Here is an 18,447-nt window from a genome sequence, read left to right on the forward strand (position 1 = left end):
TTAACTTCATCACCCGCCTGGCCAAGCAATACGACTGCACCGCCAAGGTGGCCGAAGGCAAGCTGCTGGTCATGCCGCGTCAGGGCGGGCAGAGCACCACCGGCAAGGCCATGTCGGTGGTGACGATCAACAAGACCGACGTGAACCGGTACCAATTCCGGCTTGGCGATCGCAGCACGCAGAAGGCGGTGAAGACCCAGCACCAAGACCAGAAGACCGGAAAGCTGCAGGTGGTCGAGCTGGGCAACGACGACGCCCCGGACAGCCTGCCGCCGGTGCATACCGATCGGCACGTCTACCCCAACAAGACCGCTGCCCAGCAGGCCGCCAAGGCGCGTTTGGCAGCGTTCAACCGCAGCACCGCCGGCGTGCGCATCGAGATGCCTGGGCGCACTGATCTGTTCGCCGAACGCTCGATCAACGCCCAGGGGTTCAAGCCTGGCTTGGACGGCGAGTACCTGGTGGATGGAGTCGATCAAATGTTCACCCAGTCCGGGTGGACCACGACCGTGGAGTGCAACGGCGGCAAGAAGGGCAAGGCGAAAGCCAAAGGCAAGAAGACCAAGAAAACCGACAAACCGCTTCGTGCGGTGCAGGTGTAACGCGGGGCTATGCCCCCTATCTGGAGAAGCAAGATGACCATCACCGTTCGACAGCTGCAGCAGATTTTCCCCAACGCCGGCCGCAACGCCGGCGTTTTTGTTCCTGCGCTCAATGCGGCCATGGGCAAATGGGGCATCGTCACCCGACTGCGCCGCGCGGCCTTCCTGGCCCAGGTCGGGCACGAGTCCGGGCAGTTCCGCTATGTGCGCGAGCTGGGCAGTGACAAGTACCTGTCCAAGTATGATACCGGCCCCCTGGCCGCGCGTCTGGGCAACACGCCCGAGGCCGACGGCGACGGGCAGAAGTATCGCGGCCACGGCCTGATCCAGATCACTGGGCGCGACAACCACGCGCGCTGCGGTGAGGCCCTGGGCCTGGACCTGCTCAACCACCCCGAACTGCTCGAGCAGCCAGAGCATGCGGCGAACTCGGCGGCCTGGTTTTGGCATAAGGAGGGGCTGAACAGCCTGGCCGACAAGGGGGCTTTCGTGACCATCACCAAGCGGATCAATGGCGGCACCAACGGCCTGCAGGAGCGTCAGGCGTTCTACGAGGCTGCGCTGAAGGTGCTGCAGTGACCTGGTTAGCGCGGCTTGGCTTGCTGGCCCTGGTACTGGCGTCGTATTGGGGGGCCTACCAGCACGGTCGATCGGTGGAGCGCAGCCTGGGCCTGACTGCATCGGCGCAGCGCGACAGCGGCGAATGGCAGGCCGAGGCCCTGGGCCAGCGCGATGCCCGCGAAGAAGAACAACGACGCGCTCAGGCGCAGGAAGAGGCAAGAACCCATGCACACGAACAAATCCAAATGGCTGACGCTGGTGCTGCTGGCGCCGCTGCTGCTGGCCAGCGGCTGCAGCACGCCGCCGCCCAGCTCGCCGCCACCGTCAGTTGCCCCAGCCCGGATCCCGCCGCTGTCGCCCGAGGCCAGGCAGCCACCCGCGCCGCCATGGTGCTCTCCGACCTGCTCGCACGGGCTGATGCTCGAGCGGGAGAGCTGGCGAAAGCGTATGACCGAGCTGAGATAGCTGGCCTAGCCTGCGAAGCCTCCTATACTGCGCTGATCAACAGCAGGGAGCAGTTGCCATGAGCAATCGCGAGCAGATCATGCCAGACCATCCACTGTACTTACAGGCCAGAGGCGCCCATCGGGACTACCTGGAGGCAAAGGAACGTGGCGATCCAGCGGCCGCAATTAACCGATTGCGCTTGATTTATGAAGCGCAAATGAAAGCTGCGATCCACTATCATATGCACGCAGGTACGGCCGTCCTGCCTGTCCAATAATGGCTAAAAATTAGCCACGTCACATTATTGGTTTTGGTTCTTCCGTGTGGACTGGCCACTCAAGCTAGGAAGGCAGATTTTTCTGCCTTCGCAGCAGTAGAATGGATTGTAGTGATGAAGTGTCGAGAATTGCATAGAAAGGAGTTCTAAATTGAGTACAAAGGTAGAAGGTTGGATTCTTGATGCGGCTGTTTCACCATGCGCCAGTTTAACGCAAGGGGATTTGATTTTTTTTGAAAAAGAAGAAGATCCTCTTAGGAGGAGTGGAATAGTCGTAACTGCTGATTGCGATCTGGAAAAGGGTAAGCATGCTAGGCTAGTAACCTTGATTCCGGTTGTTTCGGTAAGAGAGCTTCTTGAGAATTACTTATTTCTTGAAGATTGTGAAGGCAAGCGAGATTCGATTAGGCATTTTGCCTTCAGGAGCTTTGAGGTTGAAAAGTCTTCTGAGGTTGAGGTCAGGCTTGCAATTTTGAAAGATAAGGTGGCAGGCTGTAGTTTGCGTGAGGATGATCCAATTCTCTTAGCAGCAAAAGTTGCTTTGGGTGACCTCAATTTCATCTCGGTTGCTAGTTATAAGGCTCTTATGAGTGCCGTTAAGAGCGATTTAAAAAAGGCAAGTTCGTTGAGTCAGCAGATAGGAAGCAGAGGCGACGTTTTAAATCTGCCCTGTACCAAGGCCTTAGGAATTGAAGGTAGTATTGCTTGGGTAAGGCACATTTGGCAGGTTCCGTTAAATTCGATAGCAATTAGGACGTCGGAAATAAGCAAAAGACCTGGCGAGAGGATAGCCAGGCTAGATTCTCCTTTTCGTTATAGGCTAACCCAAATCATGGCTCAGGTTTTCTCGGATATTGGGCTGCCCGATATTCCTAAGGTCCTTGAAGAAAGTGTTGACGAGGTATACCGCAGTGTCTAAATATATTATTGTTACTGAGGCTGCGTTAGACTTGTGTCTCTTGTCTGGAGGCTTCGATGAGTACTTCTTTCCCGTGAGCCAACAAGGCGTGCATAAGCTGGAATTATCAAGCAGCATAGATGCATACGTGACCGCAGAAGAAGCTGATCGACCATATTTTGCTCTTATTAATTCAGATTGCTTGCTAGATTTAGCAGGTATGAATGTAAATCCAAGTGACATATATCGCAGAATAGCTAGGGTGGTAAAAGGATTCAAAACTCCACCGATCCATTTGCCAAGGCAGTGGTCGGAATATCATCATAAAAATTTCTTAGCCTTTTTTGTATTGTCGAAGCTGAATTCCTCTAAAAGATGGATTGCAGACTTGGATGGTGATAAGAATTGCGTTAGGTTCGACTTGTTGGCATCGAGTGGATCAGAGGTGAATTTGGCAATGTATACGCCGTCACCTTGGCCAGAAAACCTATCTAATTTAATTCCTGCGCTTAGCCGTGTTAAGCCTGAAGCCTCTGACCAGCAGCATGCGAATGCTCTTGCTGCTGAAGTTGACTTAAAGGCAATTGGCAGTACGTCTGTAACGCATAGTAGAACTTATGAGCAATGGCTAGGGGATCTGACTGAGTCTCAAAGAAGAGCTATTAGCCATCCTTCTACGATATCCATCCGCATAGTGGGTCCAGCGGGTTCTGGGAAGACTTTAGCCCTATGCATGCGAGCTATTCAGCTGTCACGAGATGGTGAAGTGATAGCAAAAGGTAGTAAGATTTTAGTGGTGACCCATAGCTGGGCAATGGCTGAGCGGATTGATGGGGTTCTTACTACTTTGAATGGTGGTCAGATGTGTCTGAACATCACCACCCTCCCCTTAATTGCGTTGCTCGAACAGCATGTTGGCAGTTTTGGGAATAACCGTATTGAATTGATTGGGGATGACTCAAGTGATGGGAGATTAAAGTCCCTGGAAATAATTAAAAAAATTGTTTCTAGTAGCTATGAAACCACGCGCGAGGAGAGCCTGTCAGGCTGGATAAAAGATGCGCTTGATTCCGATGAAGGCAGTCGCGCTAGGCTTGAGCTTTTGCTTAATTTATATGAAGAAATATCAGGTGTGCTGAGCGCATCTGGAGTAGCTACCGATGATCAGGAGTCAGTACGAAAATATATAAACAGTCAGCGAGAAGACTGGATGCCTCCTTTTGTCACGGCCGTTGATCGAGGGTATGTTATAGCCGTGTACAAAAAATTTATGCAGGAATTGATAGATAGATCTTCAATTACAACTGATCAATTTATACTAGATGCTATTAGGGTGCTTGAGACGTTCTCATGGCGGATGCGTAAAGAAACTGAGGGCTACGATTACATTTTTGTAGATGAATTGCAGCTTTTTGATCCGCAGGAGCGTTCCGCATTAGAACTTCTAGGAAGAAGTAGAGAAGGCGTGCCATTTATCACTGCAGAAGACCCTTCGCAGGGCGTTTTTGCTGCGCTAAATACTCGCACAGGAATTGCTCAGAATGAACCAGTCTACTTGGACACTGTTCATCGCTTCAATGCAGAAATTTTTGAGCTTATTAATTTTTTCTACCAGAAGTTTCCCTTGAATGCACTGCCTCTGAAAATTGAGGATTATAAGAAAACTGGCAATAAGAGACCCGTTCTTTACTCGTTTGATAATGATATAAAGGCTGTGTATGAAGCGGCCAAGCTGGCTCAGAAATATTATTCGGAGGCAACTATAAATGATCGGATTTGTATAGCAACTTTAGGGGATGTGGATGGGTTGTTGATAGAGAGCCTGGAGCTAAAAAAGCTTCCTGTAAAGCGTCTTGCAAGCTTCGATGATGTAGAGCAGCTTTCTTATACTAAGCGTTCAGTGATCGTCGCGCCTTGGCAGTTCGTAGGTGGTACTCAGTTTAGTCATGTAATATTAGTTGCTGCAGGAGCGATTCAGCCAGCATCGCAATTCGGAAGATTACGTGAGCTAATCTCGATTTACCTATCCTGCAGTCGCGCTGCTCAATCGCTGAGTATAGTTTGTGCTACTTACGTCCCTTCAGTAATTTCTGAGGCTAAAGATCAAGGGTTGCTGGAGTTGGAGGGTTAGGCTGATCATGAAAATGCCGAGCTACATTTGTTGTTCGGCATCAAGCTTATGCAGGTGGTCTATCTGGTTTCCGCGATAGTTTTACCTCAAAATCAATTCCGCAACTGGGTGGCAATCTATTGATTTTAAAGGCTTTTGGGTCATTTGAAATATTAGCAATGCGGAAATGGTATCTTCGCAAGTAATTGAAATTTAAGGAAATTAATATCGGATTGCAAATCCGTCTACGCCGGTTCGATTCCGACCTCGGCCTCCATATTCGAAAGCCCCGCAGCCATTGAGGTTGCGGGGCTTTTTTGTGCCTTCGGATTTTGTCCCAGGCCGGATTTGGGACAAATTTGGGACACCGATGGAAATTGCGTGTCCCCGGCAAAATCCGGTGCATGGCTATTTATGAACAGCAATGAGCTGCTGGGCCTGCGCCGCGAGACCGTTAAGGCAAGCACGCGCTGCTGGAGGACACCAAGAACGGCACCCGTCGGCTGGTGCTGCTCTCTTCGACGGCGCGGGCGCTTCTGGATGGCCTGCCGGCGTGGCTGGGCGGCAAGGTCTTCTCCCTGGCGCCGCACTCGGTGAGCCAGTACTTCAACCGCGCATGCAAGGCGGCCGCTGCCTATCAGATCGCAGCCGTGCTTCGTAGCAGCGGGCCGCCGAGTGCCCATTCTTCCTGGGGTTGTGCCGCTCGAGCCTGTCGGTTGATTCGCCAGCGCGGCGCAGAAACATGCGCAAGAGGTTGCCGTACTGCGGCGGCTCGATATGCACCTGGCGCCGCGGCGCATTTCTTCATGCCTTCGCCGTTGACCAGCAACCTCAACGCCCTAAGCATTGGCGCCGGCAACTACATCGAGGTGGTTTCCAGCCCCGCCGATGGCTGGGCATGGGTCAAGGTCATGGCCGGAGCTACTTACACCTTCAGCGTCTACGTGCGCGGGTCGGATGCGCCTGGCTTCTTGCGCATGTACCCCCATTTCCTCGACACCGATGGCGGGGTGCTGGGCGAGAGCTTCGCCTGCTACACAAGCGCGGGCACATCACTATCAAGGGCTACATGACCGGGGTGGAGGCCAAGACCAACGCTGGAAACTATGGCCTGACCTACTGTCCCGGCGCTCTATTTGGTCGGGCTGGCCACCTCACCCACCCGACGAGAGCCCCGCTTGGTGATCTGCTACTCCGAGTGCCCGAGCAGCCTGCTGGCGTTTATGATGCCATCGATCGCTGAAGCCGCTTTCGGTCTAATATCCCGGAACTGAACTGCCGGGTCTTGGCAGCCAGCTCGGCGTTGTCGAAGCGATAGGCACACCATGGCACACCGGGCACGGCAGGGCCTCATCGACTTTTCCCTGACTGACGCGTTTTCGAAGGTGAGGCTCTGGCCGTCATGGCTGATGCCCTCTAGCTGCAACTCAAGGTGGCTTGGCACAGAAGCTGCTACGGCCATCTGAATGCCAGTTTGATGACGCTTATGAAATCTTCATTCCCCCTGTCGACGCCTCTTCGCCGCATGCTGCTTACAAGAGCGGTCATTGGGTTCATAGCGCTCGTGTGTCTTTCACTGATTCTCGCCACGGCTTGGCAAATGAACCAATCCAGGGTTGAGCGCAGAGCCAACGCCGAGATGACTGTTCGCAATATCGTTCGCGCTGCTGAGCAGCACGCTCAGGACACGGTAAAGCAGGCAGATAACACGCTGCGGGATCTCGTTGAGCGTCTAGAGCATGATGGGATTTTGGAGGGCGCCGAAAGAGCGCGACTCACCAAGCTCATGGTTCAGAACGTCGTGAATAATGAAGGTCTCCAGGGGCTCTTTGTCTATGACAAGCAAGGGACGTGGGTGGCTAATTCATTTGCCAGCAATGTGAATTCTGGAAATAACAGCGATCGCGCTTATTTCAGGTATCATCGAGAGCATGTGGATGACGCCGTGCATATCGGCGCCATTGTGGAGAGCCGTACAACCGGAGAGTTGATCATTCCGGTCAGTCGGCGCATCAACGCGGCGGATGGCAGTTTCGGCGGTGTGGCCTTGGCCACGATACCTGTCGCTTACCTTCAGAATTTTTTTGAGCGGCTGGACGTGGACGCAAATGGTGTGATCTTCCTGGCACTGAACAATGGTGACTTGTTGGCCAGGCGGCCTGCTCTGGCCCAGTTGAAGACTACCAATGTGTCCAAAGGTGAGCTCTTCAGTCTCTACCTGCCGCGTCACAACAGCGGCACTGCCGTGTTCAAATCAATAGTCGATGGCGTGGAGCGCGTGTATGCCTATCGTCGACTTGCTGAACTACCGATCGTCGCCGCTGCGGGGGTGTCATTTGAGCAAGTCTTTGCCTCCTGGTGGACGTATGCATACCGATCAATTGCAATGGTCAGCCTGATCGTGTTGGCCTTGGCTTTTCTGGGCGGGTTGCTGTATAGGCACATCCAACGATTGGTCGACGCGGAGGTGGAACTCAATGCCGCCAAGAATGAGTTGGAGATTATGGCTCATACGGACAGCCTGACGCGTTTGGCCAATCGCCGCTGCTTTGACCTGGCTCTACAAAAAGAGTGGGGGCGAGCAGGCAGAAACCAATCCCCTCTGTCGCTGATATTGCTGGATGTGGACTGGTTTAAACAGTTCAATGATCACTATGGTCATCTCCAGGGCGATCACTGCTTGACGCTGATTGCCGACCTCATAAGGGTGCATGCCAAAAGGCCAATGGACATGCCCGCTAGATTCGGTGGAGAAGAATTCGTAGTCATGTTGCCTGACACGGATCTCGAGGGCGCGCTGCGTGTCGCTGAACACATAAGATCTGCGGTCACCAATGCTCAGATAGAGCATGCGGGGAGCCCGTTAAAGAAAGTAACCATTAGCGCAGGCGTGGTGGCCATCCAGGCGCCTGAAAAAGAGGGTTATACCATGGCCTTGGCTGAAGCGGACAGGCTGCTTTACGTTGCGAAAAGCAAAGGTCGCAATTGCGTTCAAGGCCAGTTATTGCACAACTGTTCGGCGGCACCTGGATTGGATCAGTCCTCGTCTGAGCATACGGATGCATGAGCGTCACTGTATTCGAATGACGTAGGCGTTGCTGGCCATCCAGTACGTGAACGGCCTGCCACTTCATCGTTTCGAAAAAGTGCTGGGACGTCACGACCTTACGTCAAACCCTGACACGTTGGGTCATCCCGTGCGGCGGGCACATGCAGCCGCTGCTCACTGCCTACGAAACATAGCGCCCACCCCCGCATTGGACTGTTCGGCCCATTTCACCCAGTAAGCTGTGCGATGACATCGTCCGAGGACATAATGGTGGCATATTCAGCGCCGAGTATGGCTAACGTCAACGCGTGAACGGTGTCGGCATCCCAAGACCTTTCTTGATGCCCAATGACAGGCACGGCCGTCGTCGCGTCTGCGGGGAGAATGATGCTGTATCCCAGCGCTTTCCCTGCCCGGATGGTGGCATCCATGCTGTTGTGAATGACTACCCCTGTCAGCACGAAGCGCTTTGCCTGCATCTCGCGAAGAAGGTGATCCAGCTCGGTGCCGATAAAGGCACAATTTTCGTGCTTGGTGACGATTGCTTCGCCTTCGATCGGCATGACCTCTTTCTTGATACCGTTCCAGGGGCCGTAGGTAAAATAAGGAGAGGACGAGGTGGGTTCGTCGTGCTTGATATGAAGAACCGGCCAACCGTTCGATCGCCAGTGGGCAAGCAGGCGTTGGATCACCTCCAAATAGCCAGGGTTGTTCTTGCCGTTCCAGCAGGGGAGGTCAATCGCATCTTGGACATCCAGGATGACAAGGGGCGTGGGACAGGATCGATCCTTCATGGGTCCATTTCCTTCGATGGGGCTTGAACGTACCGTAATGACTGTCAACATTCCAAGTAGAGTAGAACCCCAGAGGGCGTGGGCAGGGGCGACATCCACTCAGGCTCGTTTCGCCAAGATGAAACGAAACGCCTGGCGCTCGACTGGGCGTATAACCCATTGACCTGCTGCTCGCCCATCAAGGCGTACCAACGACGTACGACGTAGCAAAATCCAGGCTGCTCAAGCTGAGTGAGCCCATGCACCCGAAAACGAGAACTGCATCGATCGTGAACGCATGATCATTGGACCCATTGAGCATGTCCCGCGTAACGATTCCGATATCCTCAGGTAGTAAGCGTCCCCCGTGAAGCTAAAAGCGCCAATGACTGCAAGCGTCCAATCGTTCAGGTCTGCATGCGTCATTGAAGTGGGCGCTTGTCCATTCCAGCCCTGGGTCTACCAGGGTGTCAATGGTCGGTGGCGCTTGGCTTTTTGACGTGCACGATAAGCGACAAGCGGTAGCTCAGGTCACCGCAAACACGCCGCGCGCCTTTCGCTATACCTTTCCATCAACGCGAAGTAGGCCTTGGGCCAACCCGACATGGCCGTACTCGCTTGGTCGATGGAGGCCAGCTTCTCTTCCGGGGTGCGGGCCATGAGCCCAAGCTGTATCACCCTGGCGAGTTTGAACGTTTGGGCCGCGAGCTCCCCGGGAGCGTATGCCGTAAAGCGCATGGCGCTGTCCAAGACATCCTGGCCCAGTAGGTGGAAGCCCTCCAGCGTCATGTGCGGCGCTTGCGATTTACTGCCCATCGCCGCAATGCTTGCCAGGAGCAATTCAGCTTTTTCCCTGATCAGCGTTTCTTGCGCGTCCACGCGTCTTATGCAGCTTTCCGAGGCCGCTTGCTGGGTCGATCGGTAGGTTGCATACCATGTCATGGCGCCACCGGAGAGTGTCACGACCAACCCCAATACGGCGATCAGTGTCGGCCATCTGACATTGGGTGCATCCTTGACCATTGGTGTTTTCTCCTTGATAAAGGGCCGGCTCGCTGTCAAGGCCTGCGACAGGATTTCGTCATCTCTGACATCCATGCCGCAGGCGACACGCTCGACGGTGTAATATCCAGCGTCCATGGACGCGTACCACATCCCTGGACGAACGCCAGCCTCAGCGCTGCGCTCGAACCGCCTCGACGAGTGGGTTGACCAGGCCTGTCTCATTCGCCATCCCGACTACCGAAAGTCCATCTTTCATGGGTCAGTCTCATGCACTGATGAATGCTGATTGGACGAACGTATGCGTCAAAAGACACATGCGCCTCGCTTCGTGCCGATGCTTTCATGCCCATGGAGCAGGAGGGTAGGGCATTGTGGACAGGGCGAATGGTAGACTCCAACGCTGACCCGGCAGCAGGAGGCCTGATGCGCTTGCAAGAAAAGCACAAAGCGTTCCAGCGATGGTTCACACCGAAGCGCAAGCGCTGGGCGGGGGCAGCACTGACCTTGCTTGCCCTGGTCGGAATGGTCTTAAACCCAGAGAGCCGGTGGTCGTGGGTGCTTGCGACAGGTGTCATCTGGCTCCTCTCCGCCTGGCGTCGACCATGTCACCGAGGGCACCGATAAGACGCAGGCCGAGGACCAGAAGCGCTCCACACCCTCACGGCACGACAGCCAACCCCGCCACCCGCCATTGCCTCAACAGCCACCCCCCCTGACCCTTGAACCCTTCCTCGAGCAGCGTCAGCGCCTGGATACGGTCCAGTCTGAAATGCCGAAAGTCCTGCCGGGTCTCGCACCAGGCGGCCAGGATGTCCGCCTGGTCGAAATAGCCGATCCCTACCGGCCTGACGACACGCACCGACAGGCTGGCGCTGTCACCGTGGTACGACACTCTGACCTTGCGTTCTCCCCGAATGGCCTCACGCAAGATCCGTGGATCGAAGGCAAGAGGGGTGTCCGGTCGAGCGCCGGCGGCAAACAGCGCCGTGCGGTTCAAGCGTTCGGCGCCACCGGGCGGCAAGATGGCCTCGGCCTTGGCCAGCACGTCATGGGCCGCCTGCGACAACGCCGGATCCGCACGGTGTGCGACCCAGCGCATCCCCAGCATCAGCGCCTCGAGTTCGTGTTCGGTGAACATCATCGGCGGGAGGGTGAAACCGGGGTGCAACACATAACCCAGGCCGGGTTCGCCACGGATGTCTGCGCCCTGGGCTTGCAAGGTGGCGATGTCGCGGTACAGGGTCCGCAGGCTGATGGAGAGCGACTGGGCAAGCTGCTGGCCCGTCACGGGATAGCGGTGCGCGCGCAACAGGCGCACCACGGCAAGAAGGCGTTCGGCACGGGTCATGGACGGATGCTGACAGGTTCTGTCAGCAGTGTCGAATAGCCTTGTGGCTTCTTCGAACCAGGAGGTGTCATGAGTCATCAGCATCTGATCTTGTTGTACGTACGCGACCCGCAGGCAAGCGCTGCTTTCTATGAACAGCTGCTAGGTACGAGCACGCAGTCAATGTTTCCGCACTATGTCTCTTTCGCGCTGAATGAAGGGACAGCGCTGGGGCTATGGTCCATCGCGGCCCGTGACTTCAGAAGTGGAGGTCGTGGTCATCGTGGCGAGGTCGCGTTCTTGGTGGATACGCCTGAGCACGTGGAGACGCTATACCGCCAGTGGGCCGAACACGGTGTGCGTATCGAGCAACCGTTGCACGAAGCGGTGTTCGGGCTGACGTTCGTGGCCCTGGATCTGGACGGTCACCGCCTGCGCGTCTGCCTGCCCGATTGAGCACGTCACACATGACAGGGAGCGGTCAGTCGCAGCTGGCCCCGCCATCGCTCGAGCTGCCACTGTCGCTCGATGAACTGCCGCTGTCGTGATTGCCAGAGTGCCCTGGTTCGCATGCGCTACTCGAGCGGGAAGGCTCGCATGCGTCCGGCAGCAGGACGAGCGGCGCAAGAAGGGCAGGCGCGGGCACGTCGGACACGTGACCGGTGCCGGACGCCGTCGAGGTACGCTGCTGTTTGCGCACCTTGCGGCGTTCGAACAGAGCCGTCAGAAACTCGAACATCCCTTATGCTCCTTGGCCATCGAAGCCATCAGCGTGTCGTCGCTCGCTCGTTGAGGGCAAGCGACGATGAATTGCCCGGGCCGCGCACCGTACGAAAACGACGCGCTGCGCGCAACCCGGTGAGCAGGTATCGGCGTCTCGATTCAGGCGGGCTGAACGGGATGAGGGCGTGCCAGCGTCCAGTTGCCCAGCAGCGTCAACAGCACGATACCTGCCAGGTACACCTGGGCTGCACCTGCCAGACCCAGCCAGGACACGGTCACGCTGACCAGCAGTACGGGCACGCAGAAGGCCAGGTAGCTGAGCGCGTAGAACGCTGCCAGCAGCCCTGCGCGCTGGTCGGGTTCGGCCAACGGGAACAGACTGCGCGTGGCGCCCAGGAAACCGCTGCCGAAACCGATGCCGGTGATCAGGGTGCCGAGGGCGAACAGCCAGAGGTGGCCGCTCGCCACGGCCAGCCACAGTACCACTGGGCCCGCGCACAGCGCGCCGCTGCCCAGGCGCAGCAGGCGCTCGCCGGGCCAGTGCCTCAACCCATGCAGGCAGACTGCGCCGCTCAGAGTCAGGCCCGCCACGACCGAACCGCCGACGAGCACCGACGTGGTTCCGGTGGCGGCCTTGATCAGGCCTGGCATCAGGGACAGGTAGAACCCGCTGATGGCCCACACCGCCAACTCGACCGGCAGCACACGCCAGAGCATCGCGCGTGCCTGGGGCGGCACTGCCAGCCGAGGTCGCAGGCCAGCCAGCAGACCAGGGCGTGGCCGCAGCACATCAGGCAGCATCGCCAGCCCGATGCCCAGCACCAGGAAGACCCCGAGAAACACCTGGTAGACCCGCTGCAGTGGCGCCGGGGCAAAGGTGACCAGCAGGCCACAGCCCAGCGCCCCCGCCGTCATGCCCAGCAACGGTGCCAGGCTGTTGAGCCAGGGGCCACGGCGTGCATCGCTGTCCAGCAACGCTGCGCCCAGGGCACTGGTGGCGATACCGGTGGCCCACCCTTGCAGGGCCCTGGCCAGCAGCAGGTCGGCCATCGCTTGAGCCTGGTGAAACAGTACCAGTGCGCCGGCCTCCATCACCACGGCGGCCAGGATGACGACGCGACGCCCCAGGTGATCGGACAGCCGACCGCCAACCAGCAGGGCGGCGAGCAGCGCAAAGGCATAGACGGCAAAGACCCAGGTCAGCCAGAACGTCGAGAACCCCCAGGCCTCCTGGTAGCGTGCGTATAAAGGGGTCGGGGCGCTGGAAGCGGCCATGAAGGTGAAAAGTAGAGCGCCCAGCACGATCAGACGCGTGTGGGTATCGAAACGAGAAAGGGTCATCCACTCACCACTAAAGCTAAAAAGTTGCGTTAGGGTAGGGTGTCTTCCTCTTAAAAGCAATTAATTAGCTTTATTGGTGGGGTATCATGCCCGCATGACGACCAAACACTCTCGCCCCGGTGGCCGTAGCGCCCGGGTGCAGCATGCCATCCACGAAGCGGTGCGGGCGCTACTCGACGAGCAGCCCCGTGATGCGCTGACGGTTCCACTGATCGCCGCACGCGCGGGTGTAACGCCTTCGACCCTCTACCGTCGCTGGGGCAACCTGTCGAGCCTGCTGGCCGATGTCGACCTGCAACGGCTCCAGCCCGACGCGCCGCCTGAGGATACCGGCAGCTTGCGCACAGACTTGGTGATCTGGCTCGAGCGCTATGTCGACGATCTGGTCTCCCGGCCTGGACAAGCCATGCTGCGTGATGCACTGACGGCGACCAACATGGGATGCCCTGTACGCTGCACCGAACCGACCCGCGAGCGGCTGACGATGCTGCTCGAGCGTGCACAGGCTCGCGGTGAACCTGCGCCATCGATCGACATCCTGATGGATGGCCTGGTGGCGCCGTTGATCTTCAGGACCCTGTTCGGTGGTGAGCAGCCAGACGCCGCGCTTCAGCGGCGCCTGCTCGATCGAGCGCTGTATGCCGAGGACGAAACCGGGGCCGTAGGAGGGCCGTCCTGAGCCTTCAGCCTTTCAGGCGCGTCGCGCAGTCAGCAGCAGCGAGGCCGCCAGCGATAGCAGCATTGCGCAGCCGCGGTTGAAACGTCGGCAGGCGACAGGTTCGCGTGTCCAACGTTGCAGGCGCAGCCCCATGTAGGCATAAAGCCCGATGGCCACGGCTTCCAGCACCAGGAACAGGGCACCTAACAGGGCCAGTTGTGGGCCGGCTTCCTGCCCAGGCTCGATGAACTGAGGGAGAAACGCCGTAAAGATCAGAATGGCTTTGGGATTGCCCGCCGCCACGAAGAACTCCTGCCTGGCCAGTCCCCACAAACTGTGGGTTACGCCACCCTTCGAACCCTGCTCGACGGTGACATTCGCGTGCCAGAGCCGATACGCCAGGTAGAGCAGGTAGAGCCCGCCGACGATCTTGATGGCCTGGAAAATCGCCTCCGACGTCCGCAAGACCACGGCCAGCCCCGCCGAGGCCAGGGTGATCATCAAGGCGAAGGCCAGCAGGCGGCCCAGTCCGGCGACGCACGAGGAACCCCATCCATAGCGTGTCGCGTTATGGATCGAGAGAAGGTTGTTGGGCCCCGGGGCCAGGTTGAGTGCGAAGCACGCGGGCAGAAAGAGCATCAGGGTCGTGGCGTTCATCGGCATCCTTGCAGGCCGGTCCAGGATCGGGATACTGACCGCACCCGACCGATCGGACGCGGCAGTGCATCGAGCGTAGCTCAATACCTGACGTCCCTGAACCTGTTTTTGCCAGAGCAGTCTCAACCAGGCCATACCGTGCAATCGATACCGGTACGGGCACATCCAAGGCATGATTTTTCCAGTCATTCAAAAGAGGCGGCCATGACACTCTCCCTGAGAAGCGCATCATTTTCACTGTTGGCCTTGATCCTGTCGGGGTGCGATGCCAACACGTCCTCGAAAACCAACGCAGCGCAGCTGATCTCGACCTTTCAGGGCGACTGGAAGGTGACGAGCGTGGCCGTCTCGGATACCGGCGTGCAGGCGTTGCAGGACAACGATCCTACCTTCATGGGCAAACACGCCAGCTTCACGCCCGATGCATTGACCTGGGTGCCCGCAGACAGTGCCGAAGACGCCTGCAAGCAGCCCACCTTCCGCAAGCTGACCGTGGCGCCGGACCCGGATGTCCAGGGCCGGCTCGACAAGCTGGGGCTGTCGCGTGGCACGCCCTATAGCGTACGGTGTGGCTCGGGCAGCTGGGGCCCAATGGGTGAGGAAGACCCTGCGTTCTTCGTCGGTGCGGACGGCACGCTGGGTCTGCTCTGGTACGACGGCGGGCTGCTCAAGCTGACACGTACGGCGCGCTGAAGCGAGTCCCTGCAATGGGGCATGTATACGGCCAGGTCAACGGTTGAGCGTTCCACAGGGGTATTCCTGTCTCCAATCATGAGTGCCCCTGTCATTAGTCCCCCTCATCGGGGAATCGACTTTTCTCTGAACCATGACATCCCACATCAGGTCACCCGCATAAGCAGTTGTAAAAACACTTCTTTCCAGGGAATCGATGTCATGTCGCCAAAAGACGATGCTGCACAGTTCGAGGCGTATCAGTTGATCAAGCAACTGAATGAGGTCGTGACGGACACCATGAAGCATGTTGCCTATGGCCATCTACCTGATGTGCAGTGGCGCGAGGTCGTCAGCACCCATCGCCAGGCCTTTGAACAATGGCTGGCCTTTGCCGAAAGCAAGGCTGTGACGCAGGAGATGGAGCAGCGACGTGAAGGGATGCGTCATGAGGAGCAACACAGAAGGCGCGAGCTGATGATGCCCGTGCACGAGACCTGCGAAGGCCGCGATCGTGACGGCTGATCCCAGGCGGGTAGTGACTTGAAGGTTGATGAGGTCAGTGGTCACTTCATGGCGAGCATGGCAGCCTGCTGGCCCTGTTCAGCCGACAAGAGGCCATCCTTGATCTGCTTGTTCAACGCTGTGCTGGCCGTGGTCAGTGCGGCAGACAGTGAGCCCAGTTCCGATTGCATGCCAGCGGCCTTCAGCTGCCGCATCTGCGGATCCAGGCCAGGGTCCACCAGCACGGTTTGCAGCTCGGCCTGCTTTTCCTGAATCTTCTGCTTCAGCTCGCGAATCATCTTCAGAATCTTCTGAGTCGTGTCCGGCAAACCGCTTTCTTCGATGTCCCGGTTCGAAGCCGCCTTCTGCGCGGAGGCCGCCTTCTGCAGCGCCAGGCCCGAGAGCGATACCTTGACCGCTTCGGTGCGTTGACGACCCTCTGAAGGCGGGCCACCGGTCGACGTCTCACGGCCTTGGGTCAGGGTAGAAGTCTGGGAAGCATTTAGCACCGTCTGGTTCGACGCTGGGGGAAGGGTCAACATGTACCGGCCTTGGAGGTGAGGGGCGCCTCTGTATCGGCCTGCTCGAACGATGCTTGAATGCGCTGCGCCAGGCTCATCGAGTCAGGCATCAAGCCTGATCTTCGCTGGCCACGGTACCCCATAGCGATGCCCGATGCGGACCGTTCATCGACCTTGGGGACACTTTGCCAGGGTAGATGCCTCACATGTAGGCACTCAGCCACTTTGCAGCCAAGAAGGAGAGCCAACATGATCAAAGACAACAACGGTCCGACAGCGCCCTACCCAGGCCCGTCGGAACCCCGCGATACCGGTGACGAGCACGGCTCCGGCATTGAGCAAGCCAGTTCGGAACCCAAGCAGGGTACCGGCGAGCAGGCCGAAAAGCCGGAAGACTGGACCCCGCCGGCCGGCAACCCGGGCTCCGATCAGGATTCGCTGGTCGACCGCGACAACGGGACAGCCAAGACCCAAACGCCAACACCCAACCGTTGACGCGTTTGACGGTGCGCAGGCGCATTCGATGCCTGTGCGTTCCCGTCGAGCAGGCTGCCTGGGCAAATAGGATGCACCAGGCGTAAGGGGCACCATCGGTGCCCCGGCCGGCGCCTCAGTTTTTCGATGTCTTCTCTGCTTCCTCCTGCGCCTCCTCGATCTGCTGCTCTGCCATCGCCCTGTAGGCCTTTCGCAGGCGCTGCAGCTCACGGCTGCTCATGGTTTCCAGGTCGAGTACCGAGTTTTCCGCCGACTTGGTGGCGCGGATCAGCTCATCCAGCTTCACATGAAGGATGTCGTTGTCACGATTTTGCGTATTCTGGATCAGGAAGACCATCAGGAACGTGATGATGGTGGTGCCTGTGTTGATGATCAGCTGCCAGGTGTCGTTGTAATCGAAGTAGGGGCCGGTGGTGGCCCAGACGATGATCAGCGCCAGGGCGAGCAAGAAGGTCCCTGAGCTGCCAGAGCGGTTGGACAGCCATTGGCAGAATCTCGAGAACGTCATGGTGTGGCTCCTTTTTGCAATGATTGGAGTGTGTGACAACCGTGGCGCGCTGAAATTTATTTTTACATTCATGGACGGCACTCGAATGCCAGCTCGGACTGAACCGTGTGGGCTCGACAGTGCCCAACGGAAACCACTCTGGAGATCACGACCATGACAGACCCAAAGACGGACGAGCAGCCCGCCAAAAACCCTGAACCGGACGACGTGCCCGCGCATTCGACCCCGGAGGAGCGCGAGCGACTGAAGGACGTCAACAAGGACGGCATTCCGCCAGGTTCCTGCTGAGCCGGCCGACGTCGTAACGAGTTCGCCCCAGATCCGGCCCAGGCCGGGTCTCAATCAAGCGGGCGGATCAGTTCAGGTCCTTGATTACGCACGTTGCCCACCGCAGGGCTCACCCGGTACCACTCGAAGACCTCGGCCGGCTCACCCAGATGCAACACCATCTGCTCGGCGCGCTCGCCTTCCAGCGTCTCACCAAGCCATGAGCGCGCCAGCTCAGGTGCCAGCACCACCGGTCTTCGGTCGTGCACATCGACCATGCCGCCTTGCGCATCGGCCGTGATGATCACGAAGCCATCCTGCTCGTCCCCCTTGAAGCGACCGATGCTGGCACACAGGGCAGGGCGACCGTCCCGTCGGCGAATCAGGTAAGGCTGCTTGCGCGGGCCGCCTTCATCGACCCATTCGTACCAACCATCGATCGGTGTGATCGCGCGGTGGGGCCAGATGGCGCGGAAAAAGGCGCCATGGGCGACTTTCTCTGCCCGTGCATTGATCGGCGCGGCCCGGTCCGTCGCCCAGTGCGGACGCCAGCCCCACCGCACACGTTCGGCACGCAAGGCCTGGGCCTCCTGGCGCAAGACGGTAACGGACGTGGCAGGCGCGACATTGAAACGCGGCGCTGCCTGCCCTTCGAGCCTGTCATGCCAGGTGCGTTCCCATCCCAGGGCAGCGACAAATTCGGAGGTATCGCTGTATTGGGTCACTCGTCCACACATGGGGCGTTCCTCTTCGACAGACATTCAGACGGGCCAGCCCATGGATCACCCTCGATGAGCAGGAGGGCGATGCTGTCAGGCAGGCACCCATGGATGCTCGATTGGACCTTGCAGGGCGGAAAGCATTCGCTGTAATGTAATAGTATTACATAAACAGGAGCGTCATCATGCAGGTGTTGTCATCTCTCAAAAACGCCAAACTGCGCCACCGCGACTGTCAGGTCGTCAAGCGCCGCGGTCGGCTCTATGTGATCTGCAAGTCCAATCCACGCTTCAAGGCCCGTCAAGGCGGGGTCAAAAAACGCGGTTGAAAGG

The 18,447-nt window shown here is 58.0% G+C and carries 24 protein-coding genes and 1 pseudogene; 16 read left to right on the plus strand and 9 right to left on the minus strand.

The genetic code is table 11. From position 1 onward, the window contains the following. The 9 genes and pseudogenes from G7007_RS04455 to G7007_RS04495 all read left to right on the plus strand — a co-directional run. Nucleotides 1-602: phage late control D family protein (locus G7007_RS04455; RefSeq protein ID WP_258198452.1), on the plus strand; the 602-nt coding region annotated here is incomplete at its 5' end. A gap of 33 nt (nt 603-635) precedes the next feature. Then, on the plus strand, nt 636-1,181 hold the full coding sequence (locus G7007_RS04460) for a glycoside hydrolase family 19 protein (protein WP_181099319.1): 546 nt from the start codon (nt 636-638) through the stop codon (nt 1,179-1,181). After that, nucleotides 1,178-1,690 carry a DUF2514 domain-containing protein gene (locus G7007_RS04465; protein ID WP_181099321.1) on the plus strand — a complete coding sequence of 171 codons (513 nt, stop codon included), beginning with the start codon at nt 1,178-1,180 and terminating at the stop codon, nt 1,688-1,690. Before G7007_RS04460 ends, G7007_RS04465 begins: the two co-directional genes overlap by 4 nt. After that, on the plus strand, nt 1,687-1,887 hold the full coding sequence (locus G7007_RS04470; protein WP_181099323.1) for a hypothetical protein: 201 nt from the start codon (nt 1,687-1,689) through the stop codon (nt 1,885-1,887). Before G7007_RS04465 ends, G7007_RS04470 begins: the two co-directional genes overlap by 4 nt. Before the next feature lie 151 nt (nt 1,888-2,038). Further along, the gene (locus G7007_RS04475; RefSeq protein WP_181099325.1) at nt 2,039-2,806 is read left to right on the plus strand and encodes a hypothetical protein; all 768 of its coding nucleotides are present in this window, start codon (nt 2,039-2,041) and stop codon (nt 2,804-2,806) included. Further along, nucleotides 2,799-4,916 (plus strand): UvrD-helicase domain-containing protein, encoded by a 2,118-nt coding sequence (locus G7007_RS04480; protein WP_181099326.1) that lies wholly within the window; start codon nt 2,799-2,801, stop codon nt 4,914-4,916. Before G7007_RS04475 ends, G7007_RS04480 begins: the two co-directional genes overlap by 8 nt. A gap of 785 nt (nt 4,917-5,701) precedes the next feature. Continuing rightward, on the plus strand, nt 5,702-5,968 hold the full coding sequence (locus tag G7007_RS04485; RefSeq protein ID WP_181099328.1) for a hypothetical protein: 267 nt from the start codon (nt 5,702-5,704) through the stop codon (nt 5,966-5,968). A gap of 413 nt (nt 5,969-6,381) precedes the next feature. Further along, the gene (locus G7007_RS04490) at nt 6,382-7,962 is read left to right on the plus strand and encodes a sensor domain-containing diguanylate cyclase (protein ID WP_181099336.1); all 1,581 of its coding nucleotides are present in this window, start codon (nt 6,382-6,384) and stop codon (nt 7,960-7,962) included. A gap of 28 nt (nt 7,963-7,990) precedes the next feature. Beyond that, nucleotides 7,991-8,120 (plus strand): annotated as a pseudogene (locus tag G7007_RS04495) (IS66 family transposase); the annotation flags it as partial. A 51-nt stretch (nt 8,121-8,171) separates the two neighbouring features. Here G7007_RS04495 and G7007_RS04500 read toward each other — a convergent pair. From G7007_RS04500 to G7007_RS04510, 3 genes are all read right to left on the minus strand, one after another. Then, a complete protein-coding gene (locus G7007_RS04500; protein ID WP_181099338.1) occupies nt 8,172-8,738 on the minus strand; it encodes an isochorismatase family protein in 567 nt (188 codons plus the stop codon). A 510-nt stretch (nt 8,739-9,248) separates the two neighbouring features. Further along, complete coding sequence (locus G7007_RS04505; RefSeq protein WP_181099340.1) at nt 9,249-9,857, minus strand: hypothetical protein; 609 nt, start codon at nt 9,855-9,857, stop codon at nt 9,249-9,251. 523 nt (nt 9,858-10,380) lie between these two features. Then, nucleotides 10,381-11,070, minus strand: coding sequence for a helix-turn-helix transcriptional regulator (locus G7007_RS04510; protein WP_181099342.1), 690 nt, complete (start codon nt 11,068-11,070; stop codon nt 10,381-10,383). Between the two features lie 69 nt (nt 11,071-11,139). Between G7007_RS04510 and G7007_RS04515 the strand changes: the two genes are divergently transcribed. Then, the gene (locus tag G7007_RS04515) at nt 11,140-11,505 is read left to right on the plus strand and encodes a VOC family protein (protein ID WP_181099344.1); all 366 of its coding nucleotides are present in this window, start codon (nt 11,140-11,142) and stop codon (nt 11,503-11,505) included. 25 nt (nt 11,506-11,530) lie between these two features. Here G7007_RS04515 and G7007_RS04520 read toward each other — a convergent pair whose 3' ends face one another. Both G7007_RS04520 and G7007_RS04525 read right to left on the minus strand, forming a co-directional pair. Continuing rightward, a complete protein-coding gene (locus tag G7007_RS04520; RefSeq protein WP_181099346.1) occupies nt 11,531-11,788 on the minus strand; it encodes a hypothetical protein in 258 nt (85 codons plus the stop codon). Between the two features lie 143 nt (nt 11,789-11,931). Then, entirely contained in the window at nt 11,932-13,113 is a 1,182-nt protein-coding gene (locus G7007_RS04525) for an MFS transporter (protein ID WP_181099348.1), read from the minus strand. A 94-nt stretch (nt 13,114-13,207) separates the two neighbouring features. Between G7007_RS04525 and G7007_RS04530 the strand changes: the two genes are divergently transcribed. Next, nucleotides 13,208-13,792, plus strand: a complete 585-nt coding sequence (locus tag G7007_RS04530; RefSeq protein ID WP_181099350.1) for a TetR/AcrR family transcriptional regulator — start codon at nt 13,208-13,210, stop codon at nt 13,790-13,792. A gap of 12 nt (nt 13,793-13,804) precedes the next feature. Here G7007_RS04530 and G7007_RS04535 read toward each other — a convergent pair whose 3' ends face one another. Beyond that, entirely contained in the window at nt 13,805-14,428 is a 624-nt protein-coding gene (locus G7007_RS04535) for a LysE family translocator (protein WP_181099620.1), read from the minus strand. 204 nt (nt 14,429-14,632) lie between these two features. Here G7007_RS04535 and G7007_RS04540 point away from each other — a divergent pair, with 204 nt between their 5' ends. Then, complete coding sequence (locus G7007_RS04540; protein WP_258198453.1) at nt 14,633-15,121, plus strand: hypothetical protein; 489 nt, start codon at nt 14,633-14,635, stop codon at nt 15,119-15,121. Between the two features lie 201 nt (nt 15,122-15,322). Next, nucleotides 15,323-15,625, plus strand: a complete 303-nt coding sequence (locus G7007_RS04545) for a hypothetical protein (RefSeq protein ID WP_181099351.1) — start codon at nt 15,323-15,325, stop codon at nt 15,623-15,625. Between the two features lie 41 nt (nt 15,626-15,666). Here the strand turns inward: G7007_RS04545 and G7007_RS04550 are convergent, their stop codons facing one another. Next, nucleotides 15,667-16,146, minus strand: a complete 480-nt coding sequence (locus G7007_RS04550; protein ID WP_258198455.1) for a hypothetical protein — start codon at nt 16,144-16,146, stop codon at nt 15,667-15,669. Between the two features lie 228 nt (nt 16,147-16,374). On the opposite strand from G7007_RS04550, the gene G7007_RS04555 reads away from it, so the two are divergent. Continuing rightward, nucleotides 16,375-16,620 carry a hypothetical protein gene (locus G7007_RS04555; RefSeq protein ID WP_181099353.1) on the plus strand — a complete coding sequence of 82 codons (246 nt, stop codon included), beginning with the start codon at nt 16,375-16,377 and terminating at the stop codon, nt 16,618-16,620. A gap of 115 nt (nt 16,621-16,735) precedes the next feature. Here the strand turns inward: G7007_RS04555 and G7007_RS04560 are convergent, their stop codons facing one another. Next, nucleotides 16,736-17,128 (minus strand): low affinity iron permease family protein, encoded by a 393-nt coding sequence (locus G7007_RS04560; protein ID WP_181099626.1) that lies wholly within the window; start codon nt 17,126-17,128, stop codon nt 16,736-16,738. 153 nt (nt 17,129-17,281) lie between these two features. Here G7007_RS04560 and G7007_RS22110 point away from each other — a divergent pair, with 153 nt between their 5' ends. Further along, nucleotides 17,282-17,416, plus strand: a complete 135-nt coding sequence (locus G7007_RS22110) for a hypothetical protein (RefSeq protein WP_258198456.1) — start codon at nt 17,282-17,284, stop codon at nt 17,414-17,416. A gap of 50 nt (nt 17,417-17,466) precedes the next feature. Here G7007_RS22110 and G7007_RS04565 read toward each other — a convergent pair whose 3' ends face one another. Continuing rightward, nucleotides 17,467-18,132 carry an SOS response-associated peptidase gene (locus tag G7007_RS04565; RefSeq protein ID WP_181099355.1) on the minus strand — a complete coding sequence of 222 codons (666 nt, stop codon included), beginning with the start codon at nt 18,130-18,132 and terminating at the stop codon, nt 17,467-17,469. Between the two features lie 167 nt (nt 18,133-18,299). Here G7007_RS04565 and ykgO point away from each other — a divergent pair, with 167 nt between their 5' ends. Beyond that, on the plus strand, nt 18,300-18,443 hold the full coding sequence (ykgO, locus tag G7007_RS04570) for a type B 50S ribosomal protein L36 (protein WP_060393971.1): 144 nt from the start codon (nt 18,300-18,302) through the stop codon (nt 18,441-18,443). Nucleotides 18,444-18,447: the final 4 nt, after the last annotated feature.

The sequence above is a fragment of the Pseudomonas entomophila genome (assembly GCF_013523125.1).
Lineage (GTDB): Bacteria > Pseudomonadota > Gammaproteobacteria > Pseudomonadales > Pseudomonadaceae > Aquipseudomonas > Aquipseudomonas entomophila_B.